Origin of the sequence: Halobacillus litoralis, assembly GCF_009856355.1 — a bacterium.
GTDB lineage: Bacteria > Bacillota > Bacilli > Bacillales > Halobacillaceae > Halobacillus > Halobacillus litoralis_B.
On record NZ_WMEW01000008.1, the window covers coordinates 118,748 to 143,541 of the forward strand.

The window sequence follows — 24,794 nt, forward strand, 5'->3', positions numbered from 1 at the left end:
ACCAATATGTCTGAAGTATGTTTCTGAATCATGTGGGCATAGGTATTGCACGTAAGCATGACCATTTTACTCAAAGAAACGGGGACTGGTCTACCACATGAGGTTTACATTTTATTAAATAATCATTTCAAAATCCGGGCCATTCGTCCCCTTTATCATCCACCATTCGCCAGTGGGACCGTATTCTACTCCAATTGACAAAACCATCATCCAATTTTTCACCTGGAGGGAGGACTTTAGAATCAAAAAAGAAGCTCCAATCACGGAGCTTCTCCTGACTGTTCATAATAATAATCAATAGGGACAGCCAGCCCGACCCGCCCTTCTTCCTCGTCGGTCATCGTAGCATAAACCACAGCAATGACTTCCCCGTCCTTGTTGATGACCGGACTCCCTGAATTCCCGCGGTAGATGGGAGCGTCCAGCATGAGCACCTTCTGATCCATCCCCGAAACCCTGGTCGTACCCAGCACATTCCCTACATTGGCAATACCGGAAAAACGGAGAGGATTGCCAATGAAATACACATGTTCACCCTGTTGGAATTCTGTAGAAGGGGCTAAATTCAAGTGTGGAAAACCGGACCCCTCCGCCTGTAGAACGGCAAGGTCAACTTCAGGGTAAGCAGCTTTCACCTCCGCGTGAAACAATCCTTGCTCTGGAAAGGCTACAGCTACACGCTTTCCATCTTCGATGACATGATGATTCGTTAAAATGGTCCCGTCTTCTGAAACAGCAAAGCCGGTGCCTTTACTTTCACCAGCTTCTACAACGACAACTGCTTCTTTATATGATTGAATATCTTCATCACTGGAGAGCTGAGCCGAGGTCATAAGGAAATCAACAGCCGGGATGGAGAAAGTATTGGGCAGAGCAGCCGTTACGTTTACGATCATAACCCCCGCGACGAGCCAGAAAAGCCATTTAGGAAAAGGACGCTTCTCTCTCTGCTGCTGCTTTTCCTCCCGGGCTCTTTCCAGTGCTTTACGCTTCTCTTCCTGAACGAGGTCATACAGTTCTTCTTCATCTATTTCTTCATACAAATCCTCATCAATGATGTTTCTGTTTTTCTTTTCTCGATCACTCATCGGATTTGCCTCCAGATCTAATGGATTAGCGGCGGGACGATCTGCTGAGAGGTCCCCCGCTCCATCATTGTATCACGGTTATGGGCGGAAAGCTGAACAGGGAAATCCGGGGAAAGCCACAGACATTTCCCGGGAAATACAACATGATTGCCCACCACTCGACAATCTTCCGCTCAGCACAAAAAAGCATACACGAAAACGTATGCTTTCCACCGATTCAAACTTCCCGGATCTATATGATTTCCTGACCTTCCAGAATCACAATCGCCAGGATGAGGATGATGATGCTGACAAATATAATCGACAGCGGGCGGGAAACGTTCGCCCTTTGAACCTCCTGCCATCGGACAGGGCGGATGCCGCTGATGGAAAATATCATAACGGCAGCAAGAATAATGGACATGATGTTGACCGTCACAAGCAGGAAAGCTCCGTAGGCTGATACAAAGGCCCCATCACCGATAGACATGCCAAGGGCCACAGAGGGCGGCAGCAGGGCGACGGCTACCATGACGCCGACAAGGTTCCCCGACAAACGGTTCAGAAAAGCCAGAGCCCCCGCCGCCCCGGAAGCCACACCGAGAGGAATATCGATCAAGGTCACCTTCGTCCGGTCAAGATACTGGCTGTTTTCCATTCCGGCATCTGTCACATACCCAAACAGAATAGAAATAGCCAGTACAATCAGGACACTGTATAAGGAGGACAAAGCTGATTTTCCAAGCAGCTTATAGTCTCCCAGGATGGCTGAGAAGGCAATAGAGATGACCGGGCCGATCATCGGCGCAATGACCATGGCCCCAATGACAACCGCTTCACTATTTTTTATGATGCCGACGGTCGCTACAATGGCAGATAAAACGATTAATAATGAATAGTTCCAGGAAATCCGGCTGTTTTTTTCTGCTGCATTCATGAGCTCATGCCGGCTTGCCCTCAGCAGCTTCGCTTTTTCCTCCTCCTGCTCCTGCCCCCGTTCTTTCTCTTCCACCGATTCATTGATCGTTTCCTTGGATAAATAGGTCTGGACAGGAATCAGCATCGTTTCAAAGCCTTCCACGACATTGGAGACTTCCTCCAAATAGTTGAGAATTTCCTCGACGTCACTTGTATCTGCCAGCATACGGACAAGCATACGCTCTTCGGATTCACTGGAAATCCAGTAGGAGCGGTGGTCGTATTGCTGGAGTTTATCATTGATCGATTCAAAATGCTTATCCGGGATATAAACTTCGATCAGCTGTACATTCAACAGACCACCCTCCCTGTCCGGACATTTTTTATTAATGTCCCTCAAGGAAAGAAAGCCATACGCTCCAAGCCCATAAAAAATCACCAGCCCTCATGGACTGGCGATCGGGTTACATCTGATAATCAAATTCATCCGGGTGCTTGCCGATGCGGTCACCGCTGTGCAGTTCATCAATGCGCAGCATTTCATCGCTCTTCAGATCAAAGTCGAAGACGTCAAAGTTTTCTTTCTGACGCTCCGGATTGGAGGATTTCGGAATAGCAGCAATGTCATGCTGCAGATGCCACCTTAAAATAATCTGTGCCGGTGTTTTATGGTAGTTTTCAGCCAGCTGCTTTAAAATGGCAGCGTCGAAATAACGGCCTCTCGCAAGCGGAGCCCATGCTTCGAGCTGAATGCCCTTTTGATAGCAGTAGTCAGCGAGTTCCTCCTGATAAAGGGCCGGATGGAATTCGACTTGATTGACCATAGGCGTCACTTCTGCATCCTCCATCAGTTCATCAAGGTGATGCTCCATGAAGTTGCACACTCCAATAGCTCGAACGCGACCATCGTGGTACAATTTCTCCAACGCTTTCCAGGTGTCTTTGAACTTTCCTGGAACAGGCCAGTGAATTAAGTACAAGTCCAGTGTTTCCACTCCGAGTTTATCAAGACTTCTATCAAACGCTTCCAGTGTCTCATCGTACCCCTGTTCATCATTCCATACTTTCGTAGTGATGAACAATTCCTCCCTGGGCACGCCACAGGCTTTGATGCCTTCACCGACACCTGCTTCATTCTCATAGAAAGAGGCCGTGTCGATATGACGGTAGCCGAGATCGACAGCGGATTGAACCGCCTGCTGAACTTCTTTTCCGTCTTCCATCTTATATACTCCGAGTCCGACACGGGGGATTTCCACCCCATTACTTAGAACGGCATTCGAACGGATTCCCATTCAAAAACACTCCTTTCGCTTAGAAACTACGCCTTCCCATACCCTTAATCCTTATGGAAGGATGTACCCTTCAGCGACAGCAGGCTAAACTTCCTGGAACCGGTCAGGTTGAACGAGGTGCAGGAGAAAATCCTCCTTATCAGCTCCAATCATCATCAGCCGGTGAAGGGGGCGGGTCATAGCTACATAAAGCATTTTCAAATCAAGGTCTGACTCCTGAAAAGGGTGGCGGTCGTTGTATAAAAGGACAACATCGAATTCAAGACCTTTAGCCAGGTAGGCAGGGAGAACCATCCGCTCGGACAAACTCCCCTCTCCTTCCTTTAAAAGAGTGAAGGTCATGCCGTAAGTCTCCAGCCGTTTCTGAACATCCTCGGCTTCTGCCATCGTTTTTGTAATCATGGCAAAGCTGGACATCCCTTCTTCCACAAAACCGCGGCAGAATTGGTCAACCTTTTCCTCCCACCCCGGTGTTATAGGAAGAAACTGCGGCAGAGGGCCGTGACGGGCGACTGGCTCGGCACGCGGCAGCGACACCGGCAGATGAGTCAGCAGGCCATTCGCCAGGTCCATGATTTCAATTGTTGTCCGGTATGTCTTCTGTAACGTTAAATAGGAGGCCTTAGGAAAGATATCCTCAACCAATGTCCCCCATGTGTCGATCCCTCTGTATTGATAAATCCCCTGAGCCAGATCACCGACAATCGTAAACAAGTTTGTTTGGCAGGCACGCCGCAGGGCATAGATTTCAAAATAACTGTAATCCTGGGCCTCATCTATCACGACCTTTTTAGGACGTTCTTCCGCGTCGATACCTTTCAGAAATGTAAAGAGGTAAAGCAGACCGGCGAGATCTTCCGAGTGAACCTTCCCCTTTGCGAAAGTTGAATGGGAGTAACGGCGGACAGCTTTCCAATCTTCCGTATCATCAGGATGGACGCTCAGAAACACGCTTTCTTCAAACAGCTTTTTGTACGTCTTTTCAACGTGAAACGCCGGATACTGCTTCATAAAGGAAGCAACGGCCGTTCTTGCAGCCTTCTTGATTTCAGTGAGGCGTTCTTCTTTTCTTGTAATCAAGTAGCTGACGCGGATTTTCCGCTTATCAGGATCCTTCATTCCATATAAAGCCTTGTCCAGCGCTTCATCGTATTTAGCAGCCACCTTTTCAAGAATCTGCTTCTTCTTACGCCGCAGCTCACTTTGAAGGACCGCTTTAATTTTTCTCACACGCACCTCATAAGGAAAATAGCTGTATTCCTCAAAAAACAGCCGGTTAATGGCACGAGCTTTCTTAATCCGGAACTCCAAAACCGTGAAATCCTGTTCAACTTTGTACTGCTTCTTTAATGATTGAATATAGGTATCCATGATCGTTTGGAACATCCTTGACCCTTTCAACCGGGCGGCCGTAACCCCGTCCCTGTCCATGGTACCTTCCACAGCCTGTGTCAGCACTTCATGCTGCGTAATGACCGGACTTTGTATTCCTGCAGTATTGACGGCAAAATCCATAAATGTGGACTGTGCCGCACGCTGCACGCCAAGTTCTGGAAGAACCTCAGAAATATATTGGATAAACAGACGGTTGGGAGCGAGAATCAACATGTCATCCGGTTTGAAAATCTCTTTCATCGTATAAAGAAAGTAGGAAATCCGGTGCAGGGCGATTGTCGTCTTCCCGCTTCCTGCAGCACCCTGCACGATGATCGGCTTCCTGAGATCCGCACGGATGACACGGTTTTGCTCTTCCTGAATGGTCGAGACAATTTCAGATAAGCGGCCATCGGCATTCTGCGACAGGGACTCCTGGAGCAGATCATCCTTAGCCGTCACGTCAATGTCCCGGTAATCCATTAATTCGCCTTCCTCAATCTGATACTGCCGCTTTAGAGAAACTTCCCCCTCATAACGCACCCCTAGAGCCTCATAGCTGACCTCTCCAAGCCGTCCTTCATAATAGACGTTGGCCAGCGGGCTCCGCCAGTCGAGGATGATCGGGAGCTGCGTTTCTCTATCGAACAAAGAAACTTTCCCTATGTAAAACTGTTCTTTTTCCGGGTTTTCCTTCCGGTGAAAATCAATGCGGGCAAAATATGGTTTACGCCGAAGACTTTTCAAGTTATCCAGCTGATCCCTCGACATTTTCATAAAATTTGCGTGGGAAAGCATCTCCTGATAACGCAGACTGCTGTCCTGGAAATCCAGGTTTTCCAGCGTATCATCCTGGCGCTGCTTGAGTGAAGCACGGCCACTTTTCTGGGCAGCAATCATCCGCTCCATATAGGCTTTCGTAAAATCAAGACGGTCTTTTTCATATTGAAACTCATCCATGCCGGCACTCCTCCCTTCACGTCTTAAAAAACAGAGAAAATCAACATATCACACTTCATTTGAAAGCGCAATCAACCCCTGTCATGAAACTGCCTTTGGGTCTCCTGTAACCATGAAAAAAGCCTGCAGAAAAACCAGTGGTTTCTCTACAAGCTTAAAAATAAACCGGAACGTCCGTTATCTCTGCTTCTCTGGTGCGAATTTTGGGAGCGGCCGCTCAAAGATCACGTAGGACAACAGCCGGAGGAAAAGGGGGTACAAGGCAATCACCCCGATGATATCACCGACGCCGTCCAACAGATCCGTAGCCAGCAGCACAATAGCCAGGATGAGCATGACGAAGACATTCACGGATCCGGTCACCCCATTCACCGGTTTCCAGACACCGGCGATCGTGCGGGTTTCCTGTTCAAGTTTTTCAAAGCATTGATAATGATAAGGGCGGAGACGGAACCAGCTGGATGCCGTGACCAGCTCATCCCTGTCCCTGATTTCTTTATAACACCAGCGGCACATGTTGGATTTCACAGTATCTACTCCTGAAGGTAATTTTTCATCAGCAAACATTCATTGCCTTTATCATTATACCTCAGACTGTCCATAACTCGAAGCATAAGCATAATGCCCCGGCCGCTTTCATCCAGATCATCCACTTTCGGAAACCAATGCTTCACATCACTCGACAGCTGATAAGGACGCCAGTCAAAACCCCCGCCCTGATCATAGACGCGGACGACGAGGCGGTGTTTTAAGAAGTTTACCTTCAGCAGGATCGGATAATCTCTATTCTGCCCGTGTCCATGCTCCCAGGCATTCCATACCGCCTCAGAAATACTGGCGTCAACGAGAAGCTGGTCACTCCCGAAGTACTTGGCTAAATAGGGGTGGTATCTTTTTCGAATCGTCCGCATTTCTCTTGGATGTCGAATCTGCGCTTCAAGAGACGTTTTCATGATTCAACCTCTCCTCTGCTGAATGAGTAAAAAATGGCTTGTGAAATGATTTGTCTACATTTACCTATTCCCTTTTATAGCCGTCTATAAAAGGTTTGCGTGCTTTTTTCATAAAAATGGAAGAAAAAAACTCTTATGAAGCTTTTTTTGACGCCTACTTCTCAAACTCCTGAATAAGCTTGATGACTCTATCTTTCGTCTGTTCACTCTTATACTCCTGCATATTGTCCAATATTCTCTGTTTGTTCTGCATCAATGTCTGAAGATCGGTTAGGAAACGGCCGGCACTCATCTCTTCTTCTTCCAGCTTCATCGCATACCCCTGTTTGACAAAGGAATCGGCATTTAAAATTTGATCCCCCCGGCTGGCTTTTCTGGATAACGGAATGAGGAGCATCGGTTTTTTCAAAGCCAGAAATTCAAAGATTGCGTTGGACCCGGCACGGGAGACGATGAAATCCGTGGCAGCAAACAGGTCCTTCAATTCATCCTGTACGTATTCGAACTGGGCATAGCCGGGCCGATTCAGTGATTCATCCTTATTTCCACGCCCGCAGATATGAATGATCTGCACGTTCTGCAGGAGCTGATCCAGGTTGGAGCGGACCGCATCATTGATGACCTTGGAGCCCATGCTCCCTCCCATGACCATCACTACAGGTTTCTGCTTATGGAAGCTGCACATAGAAAGGCCTTTGGAACGGCTGCCCTGGAAAAGTTCTTCCCTGACGACAGCTCCAATAAATTCCCCTTTATCTTCAGGCAGATGCTTCATCGTTTCCGGGAAGGTAGCCAGAATCTTTTTGGCAAACGGGAAAGACAGCTTATTGGCAAGTCCTGGTGTGTAGTCGGATTCATGGATCAGAGTGGGAACACCCTTTAATCTGGCTGCCATGACCACCGGTACTGAAACAAACCCGCCCTTTGAAAAGACAACGCCGGGTTTTCTCTTCCGGATGATGGACAGCGCCTGCATCAGACCCTTAGCTACTTTAAAAGGATCCTTAAAGTTCTCCTTCGACATATACCTCCGGAGCTTTCCGGTGGAAATTCCATGGTAGGTCACGCCTTCCAATGGTTCAATCAACTGTTTCTCGATTCCTTCATAGGAACCAATATAATCAACGGTATATCCCTGCTTCTGAAACTCGGGGATAAGAGCGAGGTTCACAATGACGTGACCTGCTGTTCCTCCGCCTGTAAATAAAATTCGCTTATCGCTCATGGTTGGATTAACGTCCTTTCTTCGATGGATAAATATGCTATAATCCTCGTATTCCTCTAAAATGCATTGTAACAGAAAAGGGAGATCACGATGTATGAAACTCACACAATAAAAGAGAAAATCCGTTTATTTCTAGTCATTTTATTTCCTATTTTAATTACACAGCTCGGCATGTACGCCATGAACTTCTTTGATACCGTCATGTCCGGGCAGGCCGGGCCGGATCAGCTGGCGGGTGTGGCTATTGGATCAAGCATCTGGGTCCCTGTTTTCACCGGACTGAACGGCATTTTAATGGCCATTTCCCCTATCGTTGCTCAATTAAAAGGGGGCGGGAAGGAAAAAGACATTCCTTTTTCCGTCAAACAGGGGGTCTATTTAGCTGTCCTGCTGGCGGTCGTAGTCGCGGGGACCGGCTGGTTTCTGCTTGATCCCATCCTTTCCTTGATGAACATTGAACCTGAAGTCGCCCGTGTGGCCCGTTATTATTTAGTCGCCCTTGGCACTGGCATTGTACCCTTATTTGTTTTCAACATTCTTCGTTCTTTTGTTGATGCTCTCGGGCTGACGAGAATTTCCATGATGGTCATTTTATTGACGCTTCCGCTCAACCTATTGTTCAACTATATGCTGATTTTCGGGAAATGGGGGGCACCTGCCCTCGGCGGCATCGGCGCAGGAGCTGCTTCGTCCCTGACGTATTGGGTATCCCTGCTTATTCTAGTCCTTATCATCCACCGTGTCCGACCACTGAAGCGCTATGAAATTTTCAAGGCGTGGAGCCGGCCGTCTGTCCGGGAATGGAAAGAACAGCTTCAAATCGGCATCCCCATCGGCTTTGCGATTTTCTTTGAAACGAGCATTTTTGCTGCGGTTACTTTTTTTATGACGGTATATGATACGAATACAATAGCTGCCCACCAGGCAGCTATCAATTTCGCTTCCTTCCTTTACATGATACCGCTCAGCATCGCGTTCACCTTAACCATTGTGGTCGGCTTTGAATCAGGGGCGGGACGTTATAAAGAAGCCCGCACCTATTCCTACCTCGGCATAACGCTTGCCGTTTGTATGAGCGTCATTGCCGGTCTGATTCTTTACGTATTCGATGATACCGTGGCGAGGCTGTACAGTTCTGATGAGACTGTCGTGGAATTAACGAAAACTTTCATTATATACGCGGTCTTTTTCCAGCTGTCTGATGGTTTCGGCGCCCCTCTTCAAGGAATTCTCAGAGGGTATAAAGATGTGAACATCACCTTGATCATGGCCTTTATTTCCTACTGGGGCATCGGACTTCCGAGTGGATGGCTGCTGGCCAACTACACGGGTCTCGGTCCTTACGGGTACTGGCTCAGTCTGACAATCGGCTTAACAGCGGGAGCGGCAGCCTTGTTTATCCGTATGGTCCTGCTGCAGAGAAAACAGCTTCGCGAATGATTCCGCATAAAGAAGGATGATCTTTAATTAAAGATCATCCTTCTTTTTCTGCTCCTATTTAGTGAAGTTGCGTGGAGCTTTCGATGGTAACGTCTGCGGGAACAACACGAGCCGAAGACCTTCTTGGGAAGGCGTTCTTCCTGACCAAGTCAACTGAGAGCTTGCCTGCGGCAGACATCCACCGGCAAGTGCAGCGTGACCACCGTCCCATCACGTAAACTTTTTCACTTCATAACGAACGCTTTCTCTAAAATTGCTCTTGTAAACAACAGCGGATTTTTTATTATGATTTTAAGTTCATAACTACGAGGCGCTCTTCGGTCATATCCTCAATCGTGTACTTCGGACCTTCCTTACCGGATCCGCTGTCTTTCACTCCGCCGTAGGGCATCAAGTCAACACGATATTGAGAAGAATCATTGATCATGAAACCTCCGACTTCTACGTTTCTGGCCGCATAGAAAGCGGTGTCCACATTCTGGGTGAAGATGCCGCCCTGCAATCCATAGCTCGACGTGTTGACGTCTTCAATACAAGCTTTAATATCAGAGAACGTCTGGATACTGACCACGGGTGCGAAGATTTCTTCACAAACGACCTTCATATTGCCGGTCACATTGGTCAGGATGGTCGGTTTGAGCAGGGCTCCTTCCCGCTCGCCCCCGTAAAGGACTTCCGCTCCTGCTTCCTTCGCTTCCTGAATCCACTGCTCAGCACGCTCTGCTTCGTCCTGGCTGATCATTGGTCCTACGTCTGTCTCCGGATCATTCGGATCGCCGATTTTCAACGATTCAATCGCTTGAATGAACTTGTCCTGAAAGGCATCCTTCACGTCTTCATGGACATAAATCCGCTGAACCGAGATGCACACCTGTCCCGCGAAGGCAAAACTTTTAGCAGCTATATTCTCTGCCGCTGCCTCCACATCGGCCTCTTTATCAACAATGACCGGGGAGTTGTTTCCCAGTTCAAGAACGAGCTTGTTCAACCCTGTATTCTGCTTCAGCTTCAATCCAACCTCTGCGCTTCCGGTGAACGTATAAAGATTGATACGGGAATCCTGCATCATCTGATTACCGACCGTTGACCCAGAGCCTACGACGACGTTAAGCAGCCCTTTGGGAAGCCCGGCCTCTTCAAACAACCCGGCAAGCTTCAGGGCGGAAATCGGTGTTTTGCTCGCTGGTTTCAAAACAACAGCATTTCCTGCGGCTATTGCAGGAGCAATTTTATGCGCGACAAGGTTGATCGGGAAGTTGAAGGGGCTGATCGCTCCGACGACACCAACCGGTACTTTAATTGTAAAGGCCATACGGTTTTCCGATCCGGGAGCAGCTTCAACCGGAACGCCTTCCCCGTGGATCCGTTTCGCTTCTTCAGCAGAAAGTTCAAACGTCTGTGTCGCACGATCGATTTCAGAGCGTGCCTGCTTCAACGGCTTTCCAGCTTCATGAGTAATCGTTGCTGCTAAGTCTTCTTTGTTTGTCTGGAGCAGTTCACTGACTCGTTTTAATATTTGATAACGCTCATAAGGAGAAAGCTGGTTATTCCGGTACGCATCAGCAGCTGCTTCAACTGCCTGGTTGACTTCCTTTTCAGAGGCTTTCGCCACGTTGGCATAGGTTTCCTGTGTATATTTGTTGAGCACTTCCTGTGTTTCTCCGGTTTCGACCCATTTACCGTTTATAAACAGCTGATATGTTTCCACGGTTATCTCTCCCTTATCTAAAATGTCTATATCTCTTTATTTCCTCAATAAAAAATCCGTAAACGTCCGCTTGAAAAAACTGGATATCACTGCAGGGGACACACAGCAGAAAAGGAGGGAGGTGAATAATTACAGAGCGCTGCCGGCCGGTCTTTAATCGATCGGGTCTTTTGCTTTTCCATAACGGAGGACATCGTAAACAGCCATGCCGTCACTCGGTTTCCCATCATCATTGCGGTAAGGAAACAAAGAGAAAAAGATAAAATAGATGGAGAAATAGGCGTACTGATAAAAGAACAAGGTGGATGGCAGCACATCCATGGTGATTAAATAATTGATCAATAAAATAACCATTAAATTAAAACCACTACCAGCCAGATAGATGGCCACGTGCGCCCATGTTTTGTTATAGGTGAGGGAGTCATACTGGCACCAGCCTTCCATGAAGTATTTCTTCTTCACTTCCAAAGGCCCGATATGAAAGAGCGTCTCCCCTGTACCCAGACAGAATTTGATTTTCCCTCCAAATAAACGCGCCGTCCATACGTGCCCGGCTTCATGAATCAGCGTCACCAGCGGCAGAATCAAAAAAAAGTTCACAAAAAACATCGGAAGATCACTGAGTGTAAACATAGGTGCGTCTTTCCTTTCTATATGTTGAGTCACGCCTCCTGAAGAGGCATGACTCAACATAACACAGGAGGAGAAAATATCCTAATATAACTAAAAAAACACGTTGAAACCTATATAAACCTCGAAAAATTTTACTAATATCATGTAAGTTGAAAACAGCCGTCAGGAAGCTTTTTTCAACTTAAACCATCGTTCCAGGTTCAGGGAGGCAGCAAAAAAAGAGCCTGAATGGGTATACCCATTCAGGCTCTTTGTACGATTAACGATTACAAGAAAAGACCAGCGATTGTTGCAGAAAGCATAGATCCAAGAGTAGCACCAATCAACAGCTTCAGACCGAAGCCTGATACACGGCCGCCTTTTTCAGGATCGATCCCCTGAACAGTACCGGCAATGATTCCGATGGAGGAGAAGTTGGCGAAACTTGTAAGGAAGACGGTCACAATACCCGCGGTTTTCGCAGATACACCGTCAAGCATGGACTGGAATTCAAGCATCGCTACGAATTCGTTGGTTACAATCTTCGTTCCCATGATTGCCCCCGCATCCAGTACTTCACCAGCAGGAATACCCATGAGAAGACCGATCGGAGCAATGATGTATCCAAGCAGCTGCTGCAGCGTAAATCCGCTGAACAACGCACCGAACATCGCGTTCACCAATTCAAGAGATGCGATGAAGGCAATCAGCATAGCGGCAACGATCAAGGCGATCTTACCACCATCAAGGGCGCCGTTACCCATAGCTTCGAAGAAACTCTTCGCATTGGAAACATCCTGGATGTCGACCTTGTCTTCTTCCTTGGATACTTTGACAGGCGCAATAAGGGAAGCGACAATCAAGGCACTAAACATGTTTAACGGAAGGGCAACAAGGATATATTCATCTGGGAGCATATTCAGGTAAGCTCCTACAATGGAAGCCGACACGGATCCCATCGCTGACGCACTGACAATATAAAGACGGTTGTCATTCAGGTTGTGGAACTGTGATTTAATCGCAATCAACGCTTCAGACTGACCGAAGAAGATACTGTTAACAGCGTTAAACGATTCGACTTTCGGAAGGCCGGTGATTTTGGAAAGGCCCCACCCGAGATACTTGATGATAAACGGAAGTATCTTCAAATACGTAAGAACAGACAAAATCGTAGCAAAGAAGATGATCAGAAGCAGTACGTTAAAGAAGAAAACGCCGCCTTCTCCAACCTCTACGCCGCCAAGCACAAAGTTCACACCCTCTGTACCAAAAGCGATCAGTTTATTAAAGCCCCAGGAAATACCTGTGATGATCGCCTCACCTACTTTGGTATTGAACATAAACCACGTAATCAGCAGCTGGACAGCGAGCATGATCCCAATGCCCTTAAAATTGATGTTTTTGCGGTCATTGGACATTAGAAAAGCGATTCCAATAATGACGGCAACAGCAAGAATTCCTAAAAGAATATCCATGAAAAGTCCTCCCCCTCTATTTTTAACAAAAAAAGCTAAAATGAAAATGCTTACATCTAGTAATTCCAATATGAATTTTATCAGGTTGTCAGACGTCATGCAAGGTTTACTTGCATGAATAATATTACATTTTTGCTATTTTTGTCGGTTTGATGTGTAATATGTCACACATTCTTAAAATTTATCCCTGACACACAAAAATATAGACAACCATTTTTTAGGATTTTTGTATTTTTCTTAATAAAAATAAAAAATATGGGGCTCCGATCACAGCTGTAAATATGCCGGCCGGGACCTCTGTAGGAGGAAACAATCCCCGTCCGAGGCTGTCAGCCGTTACAAGAAGAAGGGCTCCGGTTAAAGCTGATGCTGGAATCAGATAGGTATGCCTGTTTCCTACAATCTGCCTGGCAATATGAGGCGCAATCAGGCCGACAAACCCAAGGGTGCCGACAACCGCGACAGCAGCACCGGCTAAAACGACAGCCAGAGCCAGTAGAGCCAGCCTCGCTTTTTGAACCGGTTCCCCTAAACCTTCCGCTACGTCATCACCCAGGTTCAGGACATCAAGCTTCCGTGATAACAGCCAGGTCACAGGAGCAACAATCAGGATAAACGGAGCGAGCAGAAGAACGTCCGTCCAATCCTTCCCCCATACACTGCCCGTAAGCCAGACGAGAGCTGCGTTCGTTTCCAATGGGAATTTGATGGTAAGAAATTGGATCCCCGCCTGGCACACAGCCCCCAGAGCAATCCCGATCAAAGCGAGAGCTGCCGGCTGCACGCCGCGGCGGAAGGCAAATACATAAAGACCGATCATGACGATGCCCGCTCCTGAAAAGGCAGCAGCCGGTAGTGCCAGCACCGGCAGACCGGGGTACAACAGAATAACCGCGGCAGCGGCCAGTCCGGCCCCTTTTGTAATTCCAATCACATCAGGCGAGGCCAGTGGATTCCTGATGACTCCCTGAAGGACGGCTCCGGAAAGTCCGAGCCCCATGCCAGCCAACAAGCCGACAACGATGCGCGGAAGCCGGAAGTTTTCAATGATATAAGCCTGGCCCGCCGCATCCCCTCCAATGAGATATTCAAAAATACCGGCCGGGCCGATCCATACGGCTCCCACCCCTATGGAGAGGTACGTCACCCCGATCAACAGGACAAATAACAAGCCAAGCCATCTTTTCGGTGTTCGAATCATCTGATTCATGCATTACGACCTCCTCTGCCGGCGAGATATAAAAAGAAAGGAGCGCCTATGAGTGCGGTCACAATTCCGACGGGCGCCTCACCCGGATAGGAAATAAACCGGGAGAGCACGTCTGCAGACGTGAGCAGCACAGCCCCATAAAGGGCTGAAACCGGAAGCAGGATGCGGTAATCCGGACCTAGAAGCTTCCGAATAATATTCGGAATGATCAAACCGATAAACCCGATCGGTCCGGCTACAGCTACCGATATACCGGCAAGAATAACAACAAGAATGGCTGCTCCACCACGGATCCACCCAATTTTCTGCCCAAGCCCCTGTGCCACATCATCTCCGAGCCCGAGCGTCGTCAGTGGTTTCCCTATCATTACAGCTCCGAATAAACCAACAGCGGCCCAGGGCAGAAGCAGCTGTACATCCGGCCATGCACGACCGTCAATCCCTCCGGCAAGCCAGAATAGTACATCTTCTGTTGATGTTTCGTGAAACAGGACGACTCCCTCAATCATGGAAGAAAGCAGAAGATGGATGGTAATCCCGGACAAAGCAAGCTTCACAGGCGTCATTCCTCCGCCCGTTGAAGCCATATAATACACAGCAGCTCCTCCGGCAGCGGCGCCTAAAAAAGCGGCGTATACGAGCGTCCCAGCCCCCAGCCCCGGAAAAAGAACCACACCAATCACGACCATCAGTGATGCCCCTGCGTTAACACCGAAAACCTGTGGAGAAGCCAGCGGATTATTCGTAATCGCCTGCATAAGGCCGCCCGCTGAAGCAAGACACATTCCGATAACAACGCCTGTCACCGCTCTCGGCAGGCGGATGGTTTCTATAATGGAAGAGGCTTTGCTTCCATCAGGGGAAAATAGAAGGCCGAAAACCTCTGAAAATGAGATACTGTAAGCTCCAATACTCAAACTGGCCGTAAAACCGGCAAGCAGTAAAAGGATGCCCACTAGGATGACCGTCCCTGTTTTAAAACGGTGTAAGGTTTGATTCACATGACATTCTCCTCTTTCCCATACTCCCTGGTTCATTACATAAAAAAGCGGAGGCATCCCTCCGCTTTTTCCTTACCGGCCTTCATAAAGATACTGAACTGCATCCTCTAATATTTTTTCAGAAGAAATCAATCCCCGGAAACGTGACCACATATTGCGGTCCACTTCGTGGACTTCACCATTTTCCACAGCGGATATGTCTTGATATAAGTCATTGTTCTCCCATTCTGTGACGACGGTTTGGTCTCCTGAAGACATATGGAACATCACGTCCGGATCGAACTCAACGAGCTGCTCCAGGTTGATTTTGTTGTAGCGGTCGTCTCCGCTTTGAATCGCATTCTTCAAACCAATCGACTCAAGGAGAGACCCTGTATAGGACTCCATATTGTGCGCAAAGTAGCCGCTGTCGGCGACAACAGCCGGAAGAACGGACCGGTTTTCATCCTCAGGCACCTGGCTGCGCAGTTCCTCCATCTTTTCTTTATGGTCTGCCAGTACTTCTTCTCCTTTATCTTCCATACCCATAGCAGTGGATACTGTCTGGAAGCTGTCGATGATACCATCGTAATCAGCTGCCAGTGAAGGAAGAATAATCGTCGGAGCAATATCAGACAACTGATCATAAATATCTTTATGCCGCTGCATATCCGCGATGATCAAGTCCGGCTCCAGAGAGCTGATCACTTCAAGAGAAGGCTGCTTCCGTGTACCTACAGAGGTATAGTCCTCAATTTTCTCGCGAATCGGCTCGATAATCCGCTCCTCATCGTTATCGTCGGCAATTCCGACAGGTGATACGCCTAAAGAAGCGAGGTTATCAACAAAAGAAAACTCAAGGGCAACGACCTTTTCAGGCTGTCCGCTGATTTTCGTCTCTCCCATTTCGTGTTCAACCACCCGTGTTTCCTGCTCACCGGAGTCTTCCCCACTTGAGCTTTCCTGCAGCTCCCCTTCATCCTCACTGCCGCACGCCGCAAGCAGAAGTACGAGAAAAAGGAGTGCTATGTAACTCGTATACTTTTTCATAATAATCCTCCCACAAATGATAATCGTTATCACAAACTTATTCTATCATAATAAGAATACAACACCATGTAAAGGACTGAAAAAAGGAGAAGGCACACCAGGACCTTCTCCCATTTATGGACATCATTTCGTGATAAACATCTGCGTCCAGTAATACCCGTAACTGCCACCCTCTGCATAGCCGACACCAATCTGGGTCAACGCGGGGTCCAGGATATTTTTCCTATGACCGGCACTGTCCATCCACCCATCGACAACTTCCTGTGGAGTGCGCTGGCCGGCAGCAATATTTTCGGCTGCTTTCTGGTAGGAAACGTTAAAATCACTCAGCATTTGGAACGGAGACCCATAGGTCGGAGATTGATGAGAGAAATAATCTTTTCCAGCCATATCGCGCGATTTGTACCTTGCCACCCTGGAAACCTGCCAGTTCGCCTTCAAAGGTGAAAGACCATTGGCGGCCCGCTCTTCATTCGTCAAATCAATGACCTGACTTTCCACAGACTTAATATTCGGTTTTAAAGGGACCGTCACGCTGTCGCCGGGATAGATTAAGTCTGGATTGTTGAACTGAGGGTTGGCATTGATAATTTCCGAAAGACCGATTTTGTACTTCCGCGAGATTTTCCAAAGGGTATCCCCACGCTTAACCGTATACGTATCGGTCTGAGCGTGAATGATTTCAGGGCTCATGGAGAACAGCAGAACAGTCAGCAGCACTGCTGTTCCCATCCATTTTTTCATACGATCATTCCTTCCTCTTTTATAGTTGTAGTTTGGTTTAAGAGAGGGAAATTATGTATGAAAAGGAAAACAAAAAAAACACCTGCCGTTGGTCAGGCGGCAGGTGCACATGTATTATACCATAGGGGAGGTATAAACCAATTTATTAATGAAACGAGTGAGCCACTCCAACCAGGTGCTGGCGTGTCACACTCCGTTCATTCGTTTCATTACGAACGGCAGTCATGCGGGACACAAGCAGATAAGAGATGACGTTCTTTGTCCATGAAAGCTTCCGGGCAGCACATCCCCCGCTTTCTCTTCCCTGTCCTGCACATGCTATCCACTTGGCAGGCCGTCAGCGTACATGCTGCTGAGAACGATTCCGGCGCACACGAGTGTATCGTTTATTCCTTTTATGACTGTCAGAAGGACGATCTCCAAAATAGTTCTACTCTACAGACGAGACTCACCTCAAAAAGGTTTCACCAGAAAGAAAAAATCTTCACTTTCTTTCGAACCTGCACCTAATTCATAATTCCGTGTTCAATGATTTTCACCTCAAAGTGGGGAACAATTTCAATTTCTGGAAATTCCTCACTCCACTCAATCTCTTTCCAGTAATCCGGATGATACGCTTTCACACGCCTTCCGATGCCGAAGACGTCACTGTTGGCCTCTTGGAGCGTGGTGAGAATCTTCTCAGACTCTTTTGTGAGCACGTCGGTGAGTTCCTCTTCGAGCATTTTAATCTTCCCTTTCACATAAAGGTGATCGGAAGGGTATTCCACCACTTTCAACTGAAGATTCACGTTAATATCGGCCGTGACCCCTTCGTCGACGGTCAGTTTCATGGTCCTTTTCATTTTATTCACTTCAACGGTAGCATAACTGGTAATCTCATCATTTTCACCGGAAACCTTTTCGGTTAAGCGGGCAATTTTCCCCCTTTTCCCTTGAAGCAGCATGTAGAGCGTAGACTGCTCTGCAGAAATTTTCTCTCCTGTGTACGTCCTTTCATGAAACAAGCCCATACCGTTGAAGTTGATCGCTTCATTCTGTTCATCCAGCTGTATGAGCGGTACAGAAAAATCAATGCCGGGCTCTATCAGCTCCGCACATAGCAGCTGCAGGTTTTCCCCCGTCGTATGTGTAGAGGAGGCGGCTGTTTCCAACATTCCGCCGAGGTATTCACTGATCCTCGTCCCACCTGTAACCTTCAACCGGGTAACCTCTTCTGCTGTCCCTTTCTCAACAACAGCCATATAAGCATTCAAATTACTTTTCGGATCCCTGTACATATCATCTAGGACAGGGAATATCCCTTCCTTGGCCAGCTCTTCTCCAAAAACGACCACCCTTACCTTGGAAGGATCGAAGTTATCGGAAATCATCATATCGATTTTATCCCTGGCCTCCCTCGGCGTATGTGCTTCTGTAGACAGAACATTAATAAATTCCTGCCCCGGACCTTCCGAGCTCCGGGTAACGGTAGGGATGGAAACGGTCTGCTTGATGGCATGCCCCTCCCCAACATCAAACCCCATGGACAGAACAAGGCTGATGTTTTTGAACTGCCGCTCATCCCAGCAGCCTGTCAAAAGAACTAAAGCAGCAAAAACCAGTACGGCCTTTTTCATATCATCCTCCCTCCTTGACACGTTTTTTTCTGAAGTAGGACAATGGCAGCATGATCAAAGGGAGGGACAGGGAAAAAACATAGCCGAGATGAAGAACGATTTGATCCAGCTGTTTGGTTTTTCCCATGTCATATCCGACATAAAGGGTTAAAGCAAGAACAATGACACTGACAAGGATGGAGGCTGTCGTTTTCGTACAGATCGGACAGAGATGGCTGACTCCAAGACCGGCCATATAGAGGTACGTGCCGAAAGTCGTAGCCACGTTCACGACCCATATCGATATAAAAAACAAGTCCAGTCTCGCTATCACCGGTAATTCAAAGGCCTTCAGCATATACAGAATCGGCTCAGGTACCAGTGTGATTTCTTCTGTGCTGAAGTACGTAAAACTGACAAATACGATAATAAAGTAGAAAAGAAACACAAAACTGTGCGCATACAGCATGACCCTTAGTTTCTGTTTGTGAGTGCCGTTGACTTTGGAATAGATGAACAGCGACACAATGTACCCCAGGAAGGAAAAAAGCGCTTCGTTCACACCCGTCAACACTCTGCCCCATCCATTCTCAAGAATCGGGAAAAGGTACACAATGTTCATCTCTTTTGCTGAGTAGATGATCACTCCGAATAAGATGAGGATCAGAACGGAAAGCATAGTGTAAATCCTCCCCATGACAAGAAGGCCGCCGGAAATCAAATAGCAGCAGACCGCGATCATGAGTGATGCAATAACCCACAGCGGCGTAAGGGGAAGCACCCATAAACTGATCATTCTTCCGTACAGGATGATAATCAAGGTCCCTACACTGACAAAATAGAGGACATAACCAAGAGTTAACACCCTCCCTCCCCATTTGAAGAAAAGTTTTTCACTCAACTGGAAGAAAGAGTCTCCCTCAAAATTTTTAACTGTCCCCCATATGGCCAGCAGGATCAACGGAAGAATCGAAGCTCCAATGAGCAGCGATATCCATCCATCCTGTCTGGCGGCACTGTGCAGTTCAAAAGGCACACTTAACACGCCCACACCAATCTGTGTTTGAATAATAATAAAGAAAAACTGTCGTCTGGAGATTTTCTGATCATCAATCGGATTGCTTTTGTGAAGAGGCTTCTGCCCCGTCCGGCTGCTGGTTTGGTTTTGATCCTTGCTGGTCACTGAGCTTCCACTTCCTTACTGGATTCAATGCGTCAGGCTTAACGGTATGTGAGTCTTTCGGTCTTGTTTTCATCATAAACATCGGGAGACGGACAAACGTATCCTTAAGATCCCCAAAGCTGAGCGGAGCCACAGGAGCCAGGTATGGAACCCCGAAAGACTGCAGCTTCGTCAAGTGAATGATAATAATGAGCATTCCAAATACAATGCCGACAAAGCCCAACGTCCCGGCAAGGATAATTAACGGGAATGTCAGAAGACGAAGGGCCGTGCTCAATTCATTCGAAGGCACAACAAAGGACGCAATGGCCGTTAGAGCTACAACAATGACCATCAGGTTGGAAACGAGTCCCGCCCGGACTACCGCATCGCCAATGACGAGACCCCCTACAATACCAATCGTCTGCCCAATCGGAGCTGGGAGACGCACCCCGGCCTCCCGGATCAGTTCGATAATGACGACCATGACCAGGGCTTCAATAATCGGAGGATAAGCAATTTCATTGATCGATGCTTTGACAGGGATGATTAACTCATCCGGAATCACCTCAAAATGAAAACCGACAATGGCAATATAAAACGCCGGAAGGCCGACAGCGATAACGAAACTGAAAAGACGCACAAGACGAATAAATGTCCCGGTAAACCAACGCATATTGTAATCATCCGAGGCCTGATAAAACATGAAGAACGTAGACGGCGCAATGAGCGTTGTCGGGGTACCTTCAGCCATGATCGCCACACGGCCTTCCATCAAGTTGGCGACCACCCTGTCCGGTCTTTCGGTATGGAGCATCTGCGGAAATGGCGTATTCGTCTGGTCTTCGATGTATTCTTCGATCAGACCGGGGCTGTGCACCATATCCGTCTCGATGCAGCTGATCCTTCTTTCCACTTCCTGAACCAAGGAGGGGTCTGCGATGCCATGCATATAAATGACAGCTACATTTGTATGTGTCATCTTTCCGATCTTAATGTATTTCACAGTTAAATCCCGATGTTCAATCCTTTTCCGTATCAGGTTGATGTTTATCATGATATTTTCAATAAACCCGTCGTGCGCTCCCCGGATGACCCGCTCATTCTGCGGTTCTTCCGGGGTCCGGTTATAACTGGAAGTCACATCAAAGAGGTGAACGTTATTAGATCCGTCCTCCAGATAAGCTGCCTGGCCGCCCAGCAGGTTGGAGATCACTTCCTCGAGGTCCTTTGTAACCCGCGCACTTCTCAACTTGGAAATTTCATCGACAGGACCTTTTTCAACAGGACCGAAGATCTTTTCGAACACCTCTTCCTGTTCTGCCAGTGATTCGAAATATACTAAAGCCGCATTCCCTTCATTGAGAACACGGACTTTCAAATCGTTGGACTTATGAAAATTACTTAGGAGGTATTCAATATTTTTGGATAGTTTTGTAGAACTCGGCTGTGTCCGACCATTATTATAATCGCGCGCCAAATCCCTGTCTTGGAGTCTTTTATGATCTCCAAAGAACAACCGTTTCAAAAAACCCATGGGCATCACCTGCCCTTAATCTGCCAATTTGAAAGGAAAATATACCCGTAGGAACAGAAAAAACTGCCTGTCCTTGAAAGGGCAGGCAGTTTTTTTGATTAATGACCTGGGAAAAAGGCCATCTGCAGAATAAAGATGATCGCAAACATGTACAACATCCAGTGGACATTTTTTCCTTTGCCGACAACCAGCTTCAAGATCGGATACGTAATGAAACCGAAGGCGATTCCTGTCGCAATACTTGAAGTCAGCGGCATCGTAAGGATGATAATGAACGCCGGGAAAGCATCATCAAAGGAACCCCAGTTCACTTTCGCCAGTCCTTCCATCATAAAGCAGCCGACGATAATCAACACAGGAGCCGTAATTGCCGGCAGCCCGGACACTGCACCTACAACAGGCGCAAAGAACATCGAAAGAAGAAACAGACCGGCGACAACCATCGTCGTCAACCCTGTCCGTCCTCCTGCCGCTACACCTGAAGAAGATTCAATGTACGCCGATGAAGGGCTCGTCCCGAATACAGCGCCGACCGTTGTCGCAGAGGCATCTGCCATCAAAGCCGCCCGGGCTCTGGGAAGACTTCCGTCCTTGCGGATGAATCCAGCCTGCTCAGCTACACCGATCATCGTTCCGGTTGTATCAAAAATGGTCACCAATAGAAAAGCAAAAATCACCGTATAAAGGCCGTTGCTGAACACAGCTCCAATATCCATATCCCAGAAAACCGGGGACGGCGGCGTATCTACAAACCCGTTCAATTCAAGCTGGCCGGTAAAGAATCCAACAAGACCGGTAATGAACATGCCAATGAACAATCCGCCCGTGACGTTCCTTGCAATAAGACCGAGCGTGACCATAAGACCGAACACGGTCAACAGCACGCCGGGAGATGTCATATCGCCAAGGGTCACAAGTGTTGTATCACTTTCAACAATAATGCCGGACATCCGCAGCCCGAGAAACGCAATGAATAAACCGATCCCGGACGTAATTCCGTATTTTAAGGAAGGCGGAATCGCCATAATCAATGTTTTACGAAGACTTGTTAAGCTTAGAATAACAAAAAGAATACCAGCGACGAAGACAGATCCGAATATAACCGAGTAGCTGACATCCTGCTGGACGACTTCTGTAACGAAATAGGCGTTCAATCCCATTCCGGGGGCGATTGCAATCGGATAGTTGGCTGCAAAGGACATGATCAATGTCCCCGTTACAGCGGCGATGATCGTCGCCATAAACACCTGACCGAACGGCACGCCGGCTCCGGACAGGATCGCAGGGTTTACAACGACAATGTAGACCATCGTTAAAAAGGTTGTAATCCCGGCAAGTATTTCAGTTTTTATATTGGTTTGGTTCTCTTTCAAACGGAATAATTTATTAATCAATGACAACACCAATCTTTCACTTAAGAATAGGACGTCTCTTATAGTAATAGTAAAACGAACAAAAATCAACTGTAATTTGTTAATGTTCGTGTTTTTTATTGTAAAGAGAAAAAACCAGCGGAAAAATTACTTTTCCACTGGTTTTTGATTGGTGTTCGGTTCTATATACCAGTCCAGGACCATATCGGCATCCTTTTCCTCCAGGTAATAGCAGCGGGCCGCCGCTCCTCCCCCGCCGGAGGTGAGCGTCACCTGAATCGTAGAAAGGCCGGCACGCTTCTGTAACAGCGTTTGTTTCTTAGAAGCGGCCTGGACCCGGAACCTTTTCATCAAGTAGGTTTGTTTAATGATGCTTCTCGAACGCAGACTCAACTGCGTGCCATCGATCGTCCACCCGGCATCTTTATAGGCAAGCAGGCCGAAGGCTGCCAGACCCGCGACGGCTGGAATGGTCAATAAGCCATACGGATAAAAGTAGATGCTGACCGGAATGGCCGCCAACACCCCGGGCCATGACTGCCGGATCATATAACGGTATTTCGATCTGGACGGTGGTCTTTGAAAATCACGCGCCACCTTATAATCATCCAGAATCAGCTGGAGAACTCCTTCGACTTCCTTTTTCCGGATCATCGGAAGCAGCTTCAACTGATGTTCATCGTTCTGCAATATAGAGCCACCGGCGCTGATAATCGTCACGGATGCGTATCCCATCGGCTGCCGGATGAGATTTTCATCGATCCGTACCCCCTGGATCCGGTTAAGCGGAATCGTCATCTGCTTCTTCTCAAGCCAGCCTCTGGTAATGACCAAGTCCTCTTCCTCTAAATAGACGGAAAAATAAGCATAGCGCATAATCGTCAGGAGGATGGAGATCCCGTAGGCAATCAACAGAACAAAGAGGACGGTGACGGCTACCATCAGAACGCCGACCTGGATCCAGTCCAGCAGCTCCTCATAAATCGCGCCCACGGGAAGGAGGTCCATAAACTGGGAAAAGAATACGACAACACCGGAGATGACTACTCCAGCCCCACCGGAAGTGACAGCCATAAGAACAAGATCCTTCATAGACATGCCGAACACTTTCTGCCTCGGTGGTTCCCCTGGTTGTTCCGTGGACGATTCCTCAAGATCCTCCGCTTCCTGAACCGTCCGCTTTTCCTGAAAAATGAGCGATTCGAGCTCTTTGGCTTCTTCGCGGGTGATGGCTGTCAGTTCAGCCTCCGCCCCCTGGGTACCGGTCGATCCCGCCGTTTCCACAGAAATTTTCACTAATTTCAACGGTCGGTGAAAAATCCCCTCCGAAAAATCAAGACTCTGAATCCGCTCCACTGGAATGTAGCGTTTTTTCCTGAAAATGAGCCCGTGTTCGATACGCAGTTCTCCGTCTTCCATCCAATAGGAGAAACGCAGCCAGCGGATGACTCCAGAACCAAGGACGATCACCAAGAGACCCCCCCATATGGCGAGCGGGACCCAGTTCCACTCTCCGCTGAACGGGCTGCCATTAATAAAAATCACGACAATTAAAGGGAGAGCAGCATCTTTCAGTGTCTTAACAAAATTGATCAAAGCAGATATAGGATGGAGCTTCCTCGGTTCAAACATCATCCTCAGCCACCCTTGCCAGAGAGGAAATCGACTGGCGCAGACGCTCCGCCTCGTCCTCATCCAGCGCTGGTATTTTATGTATCGTCGCCGCAGTCGATATGCTGATGGTGGAAAGCCGGAATTTCCGAAGCAGTGGTCCCTGCTCGGTATCCACGTGCTGAACACGGACCATCGGTACCAGTGTCCGGGTAATGATGAAAATCCCGTGCTGCAGATCGATGTTCTGCTCACTGACCTCATAACGCCAACGCTTCCACCTCAGTCCCGGAACCACCCAGATGAAAAGAATGGCGTCCAGAACGGCCACTCCCCCTGCTCCTGCCGCCAGCCACCACGGCCAGTTCCAGAGAAACACGGCTACGGTTAAAGCTGTCGTTATAAGTAAAAGGATAAAACTGTGTATGACACCATAAATGCGCCACAGCGTTAAGGCCCGTTTCGATATACGTTGAGCCGGCTGATTTTTCATACGTCCACC

General features: G+C 48.0%; 21 protein-coding genes. 1 reads left to right on the plus strand and 20 read right to left on the minus strand.

The genetic code is table 11. The annotated features are described in order from the left end of the window. Nucleotides 1-260: 260 nt before the first annotated feature. The 7 genes from GLV97_RS12755 to GLV97_RS12785 all read right to left on the minus strand — a co-directional run bounded on the left by GLV97_RS12755 (nt 261) and on the right by GLV97_RS12785 (nt 7,792). The gene (locus GLV97_RS12755) at nt 261-1,088 is read right to left on the minus strand and encodes a trypsin-like peptidase domain-containing protein (RefSeq protein WP_160889793.1); all 828 of its coding nucleotides are present in this window, start codon (nt 1,086-1,088) and stop codon (nt 261-263) included. Nucleotides 1,089-1,320: 232 nt separating this feature from the next. Next, on the minus strand, nt 1,321-2,340 hold the full coding sequence (locus GLV97_RS12760) for a TIGR00341 family protein (protein ID WP_160889794.1): 1,020 nt from the start codon (nt 2,338-2,340) through the stop codon (nt 1,321-1,323). 109 nt (nt 2,341-2,449) lie between these two features. After that, nucleotides 2,450-3,280 carry an aldo/keto reductase gene (locus GLV97_RS12765; RefSeq protein ID WP_160841692.1) on the minus strand — a complete coding sequence of 277 codons (831 nt, stop codon included), beginning with the start codon at nt 3,278-3,280 and terminating at the stop codon, nt 2,450-2,452. 84 nt (nt 3,281-3,364) lie between these two features. Then, entirely contained in the window at nt 3,365-5,614 is a 2,250-nt protein-coding gene (helD, locus tag GLV97_RS12770; RefSeq protein ID WP_160889795.1) for an RNA polymerase recycling motor HelD, read from the minus strand. Nucleotides 5,615-5,791: 177 nt separating this feature from the next. Next, entirely contained in the window at nt 5,792-6,142 is a 351-nt protein-coding gene (locus tag GLV97_RS12775; protein WP_160889796.1) for a hypothetical protein, read from the minus strand. 5 nt (nt 6,143-6,147) lie between these two features. Next, nucleotides 6,148-6,567 (minus strand): ATP-binding protein, encoded by a 420-nt coding sequence (locus GLV97_RS12780; protein ID WP_160889797.1) that lies wholly within the window; start codon nt 6,565-6,567, stop codon nt 6,148-6,150. A 154-nt stretch (nt 6,568-6,721) separates the two neighbouring features. Beyond that, on the minus strand, nt 6,722-7,792 hold the full coding sequence (locus GLV97_RS12785) for an undecaprenyldiphospho-muramoylpentapeptide beta-N-acetylglucosaminyltransferase (protein ID WP_160889798.1): 1,071 nt from the start codon (nt 7,790-7,792) through the stop codon (nt 6,722-6,724). Between the two features lie 90 nt (nt 7,793-7,882). On the opposite strand from GLV97_RS12785, the gene GLV97_RS12790 reads away from it, so the two are divergent. Further along, nucleotides 7,883-9,232 carry an MATE family efflux transporter gene (locus GLV97_RS12790; protein ID WP_160889799.1) on the plus strand — a complete coding sequence of 450 codons (1,350 nt, stop codon included), beginning with the start codon at nt 7,883-7,885 and terminating at the stop codon, nt 9,230-9,232. Between the two features lie 283 nt (nt 9,233-9,515). Here GLV97_RS12790 and GLV97_RS12795 read toward each other — a convergent pair whose 3' ends face one another. The 13 genes from GLV97_RS12795 to GLV97_RS12855 all read right to left on the minus strand — a co-directional run bounded on the left by GLV97_RS12795 (nt 9,516) and on the right by GLV97_RS12855 (nt 24,785). Next, nucleotides 9,516-10,940, minus strand: a complete 1,425-nt coding sequence (locus tag GLV97_RS12795) for an aldehyde dehydrogenase family protein (RefSeq protein ID WP_160889800.1) — start codon at nt 10,938-10,940, stop codon at nt 9,516-9,518. Between the two features lie 153 nt (nt 10,941-11,093). Continuing rightward, the gene (locus GLV97_RS12800; RefSeq protein ID WP_224871856.1) at nt 11,094-11,573 is read right to left on the minus strand and encodes a site-2 protease family protein; all 480 of its coding nucleotides are present in this window, start codon (nt 11,571-11,573) and stop codon (nt 11,094-11,096) included. A gap of 266 nt (nt 11,574-11,839) precedes the next feature. Then, nucleotides 11,840-13,027 carry a NupC/NupG family nucleoside CNT transporter gene (locus GLV97_RS12805; RefSeq protein WP_160834783.1) on the minus strand — a complete coding sequence of 396 codons (1,188 nt, stop codon included), beginning with the start codon at nt 13,025-13,027 and terminating at the stop codon, nt 11,840-11,842. A gap of 217 nt (nt 13,028-13,244) precedes the next feature. Next, on the minus strand, nt 13,245-14,237 hold the full coding sequence (locus GLV97_RS12810; protein WP_160889801.1) for a FecCD family ABC transporter permease: 993 nt from the start codon (nt 14,235-14,237) through the stop codon (nt 13,245-13,247). Continuing rightward, on the minus strand, nt 14,234-15,238 hold the full coding sequence (locus tag GLV97_RS12815; RefSeq protein ID WP_337194104.1) for an iron ABC transporter permease: 1,005 nt from the start codon (nt 15,236-15,238) through the stop codon (nt 14,234-14,236). Before GLV97_RS12815 ends, GLV97_RS12810 begins: the two co-directional genes overlap by 4 nt. 72 nt (nt 15,239-15,310) lie before the next feature. Continuing rightward, entirely contained in the window at nt 15,311-16,267 is a 957-nt protein-coding gene (locus GLV97_RS12820; RefSeq protein WP_160889802.1) for an ABC transporter substrate-binding protein, read from the minus strand. Nucleotides 16,268-16,390: 123 nt separating this feature from the next. Further along, complete coding sequence (safA, locus tag GLV97_RS12825; protein ID WP_160889803.1) at nt 16,391-17,011, minus strand: SafA/ExsA family spore coat assembly protein; 621 nt, start codon at nt 17,009-17,011, stop codon at nt 16,391-16,393. Nucleotides 17,012-17,517: 506 nt separating this feature from the next. After that, nucleotides 17,518-18,630, minus strand: coding sequence for a Ger(x)C family spore germination protein (locus GLV97_RS12830; RefSeq protein WP_160889804.1), 1,113 nt, complete (start codon nt 18,628-18,630; stop codon nt 17,518-17,520). A gap of 1 nt (nt 18,631) precedes the next feature. After that, entirely contained in the window at nt 18,632-19,792 is a 1,161-nt protein-coding gene (locus GLV97_RS12835) for a GerAB/ArcD/ProY family transporter (RefSeq protein ID WP_160889805.1), read from the minus strand. Beyond that, the gene (locus GLV97_RS12840) at nt 19,719-21,308 is read right to left on the minus strand and encodes a spore germination protein (protein ID WP_160889806.1); all 1,590 of its coding nucleotides are present in this window, start codon (nt 21,306-21,308) and stop codon (nt 19,719-19,721) included. The genes GLV97_RS12835 and GLV97_RS12840 overlap by 74 nt, the downstream gene beginning before the upstream one ends. Nucleotides 21,309-21,406: 98 nt before the next feature. Continuing rightward, nucleotides 21,407-22,702: an NCS2 family permease gene (locus GLV97_RS12845; RefSeq protein ID WP_160841741.1), complete on the minus strand. Its 1,296-nt coding sequence runs from the start codon at nt 22,700-22,702 to the stop codon at nt 21,407-21,409. A gap of 126 nt (nt 22,703-22,828) precedes the next feature. Then, the gene (locus GLV97_RS12850) at nt 22,829-24,316 is read right to left on the minus strand and encodes a PH domain-containing protein (protein ID WP_160889807.1); all 1,488 of its coding nucleotides are present in this window, start codon (nt 24,314-24,316) and stop codon (nt 22,829-22,831) included. Then, the gene (locus GLV97_RS12855) at nt 24,306-24,785 is read right to left on the minus strand and encodes a PH domain-containing protein (RefSeq protein WP_160834774.1); all 480 of its coding nucleotides are present in this window, start codon (nt 24,783-24,785) and stop codon (nt 24,306-24,308) included. The genes GLV97_RS12850 and GLV97_RS12855 overlap by 11 nt, the downstream gene beginning before the upstream one ends. Nucleotides 24,786-24,794: the final 9 nt, after the last annotated feature.

Coding starts and splice junctions, on each gene's coding strand:
- GLV97_RS12780 (WP_160889797.1), bottom strand. CDS start 6,567: ATGAAAACGTCTCTTGAAGCGCAGATTCGACATCCAAGAGAAATGCGG.
- GLV97_RS12830 (WP_160889804.1), bottom strand. CDS start 18,630: ATGAAAAAGGCCGTACTGGTTTTTGCTGCTTTAGTTCTTTTGACAGGC.
- GLV97_RS12805 (WP_160834783.1), bottom strand. CDS start 13,027: ATGGATATTCTTTTAGGAATTCTTGCTGTTGCCGTCATTATTGGAATC.
- GLV97_RS12850 (WP_160889807.1), bottom strand. CDS start 24,316: ATGATGTTTGAACCGAGGAAGCTCCATCCTATATCTGCTTTGATCAAT.
- GLV97_RS12800 (WP_224871856.1), bottom strand. CDS start 11,573: ATGTTTACACTCAGTGATCTTCCGATGTTTTTTGTGAACTTTTTTTTG.
- GLV97_RS12785 (WP_160889798.1), bottom strand. CDS start 7,792: ATGAGCGATAAGCGAATTTTATTTACAGGCGGAGGAACAGCAGGTCAC.
- GLV97_RS12810 (WP_160889801.1), bottom strand. CDS start 14,237: ATGAATCAGATGATTCGAACACCGAAAAGATGGCTTGGCTTGTTATTT.
- GLV97_RS12855 (WP_160834774.1), bottom strand. CDS start 24,785: ATGAAAAATCAGCCGGCTCAACGTATATCGAAACGGGCCTTAACGCTG.
- safA (WP_160889803.1), bottom strand. CDS start 17,011: ATGAAAAAATGGATGGGAACAGCAGTGCTGCTGACTGTTCTGCTGTTC.
- GLV97_RS12765 (WP_160841692.1), bottom strand. CDS start 3,280: ATGGGAATCCGTTCGAATGCCGTTCTAAGTAATGGGGTGGAAATCCCC.
- GLV97_RS12790 (WP_160889799.1), top strand. CDS start 7,883: ATGTATGAAACTCACACAATAAAAGAGAAAATCCGTTTATTTCTAGTC.
- GLV97_RS12840 (WP_160889806.1), bottom strand. CDS start 21,308: ATGGGTTTTTTGAAACGGTTGTTCTTTGGAGATCATAAAAGACTCCAA.
- helD (WP_160889795.1), bottom strand. CDS start 5,614: ATGGATGAGTTTCAATATGAAAAAGACCGTCTTGATTTTACGAAAGCC.
- GLV97_RS12755 (WP_160889793.1), bottom strand. CDS start 1,088: ATGAGTGATCGAGAAAAGAAAAACAGAAACATCATTGATGAGGATTTG.
- GLV97_RS12820 (WP_160889802.1), bottom strand. CDS start 16,267: ATGAAAAAGTATACGAGTTACATAGCACTCCTTTTTCTCGTACTTCTG.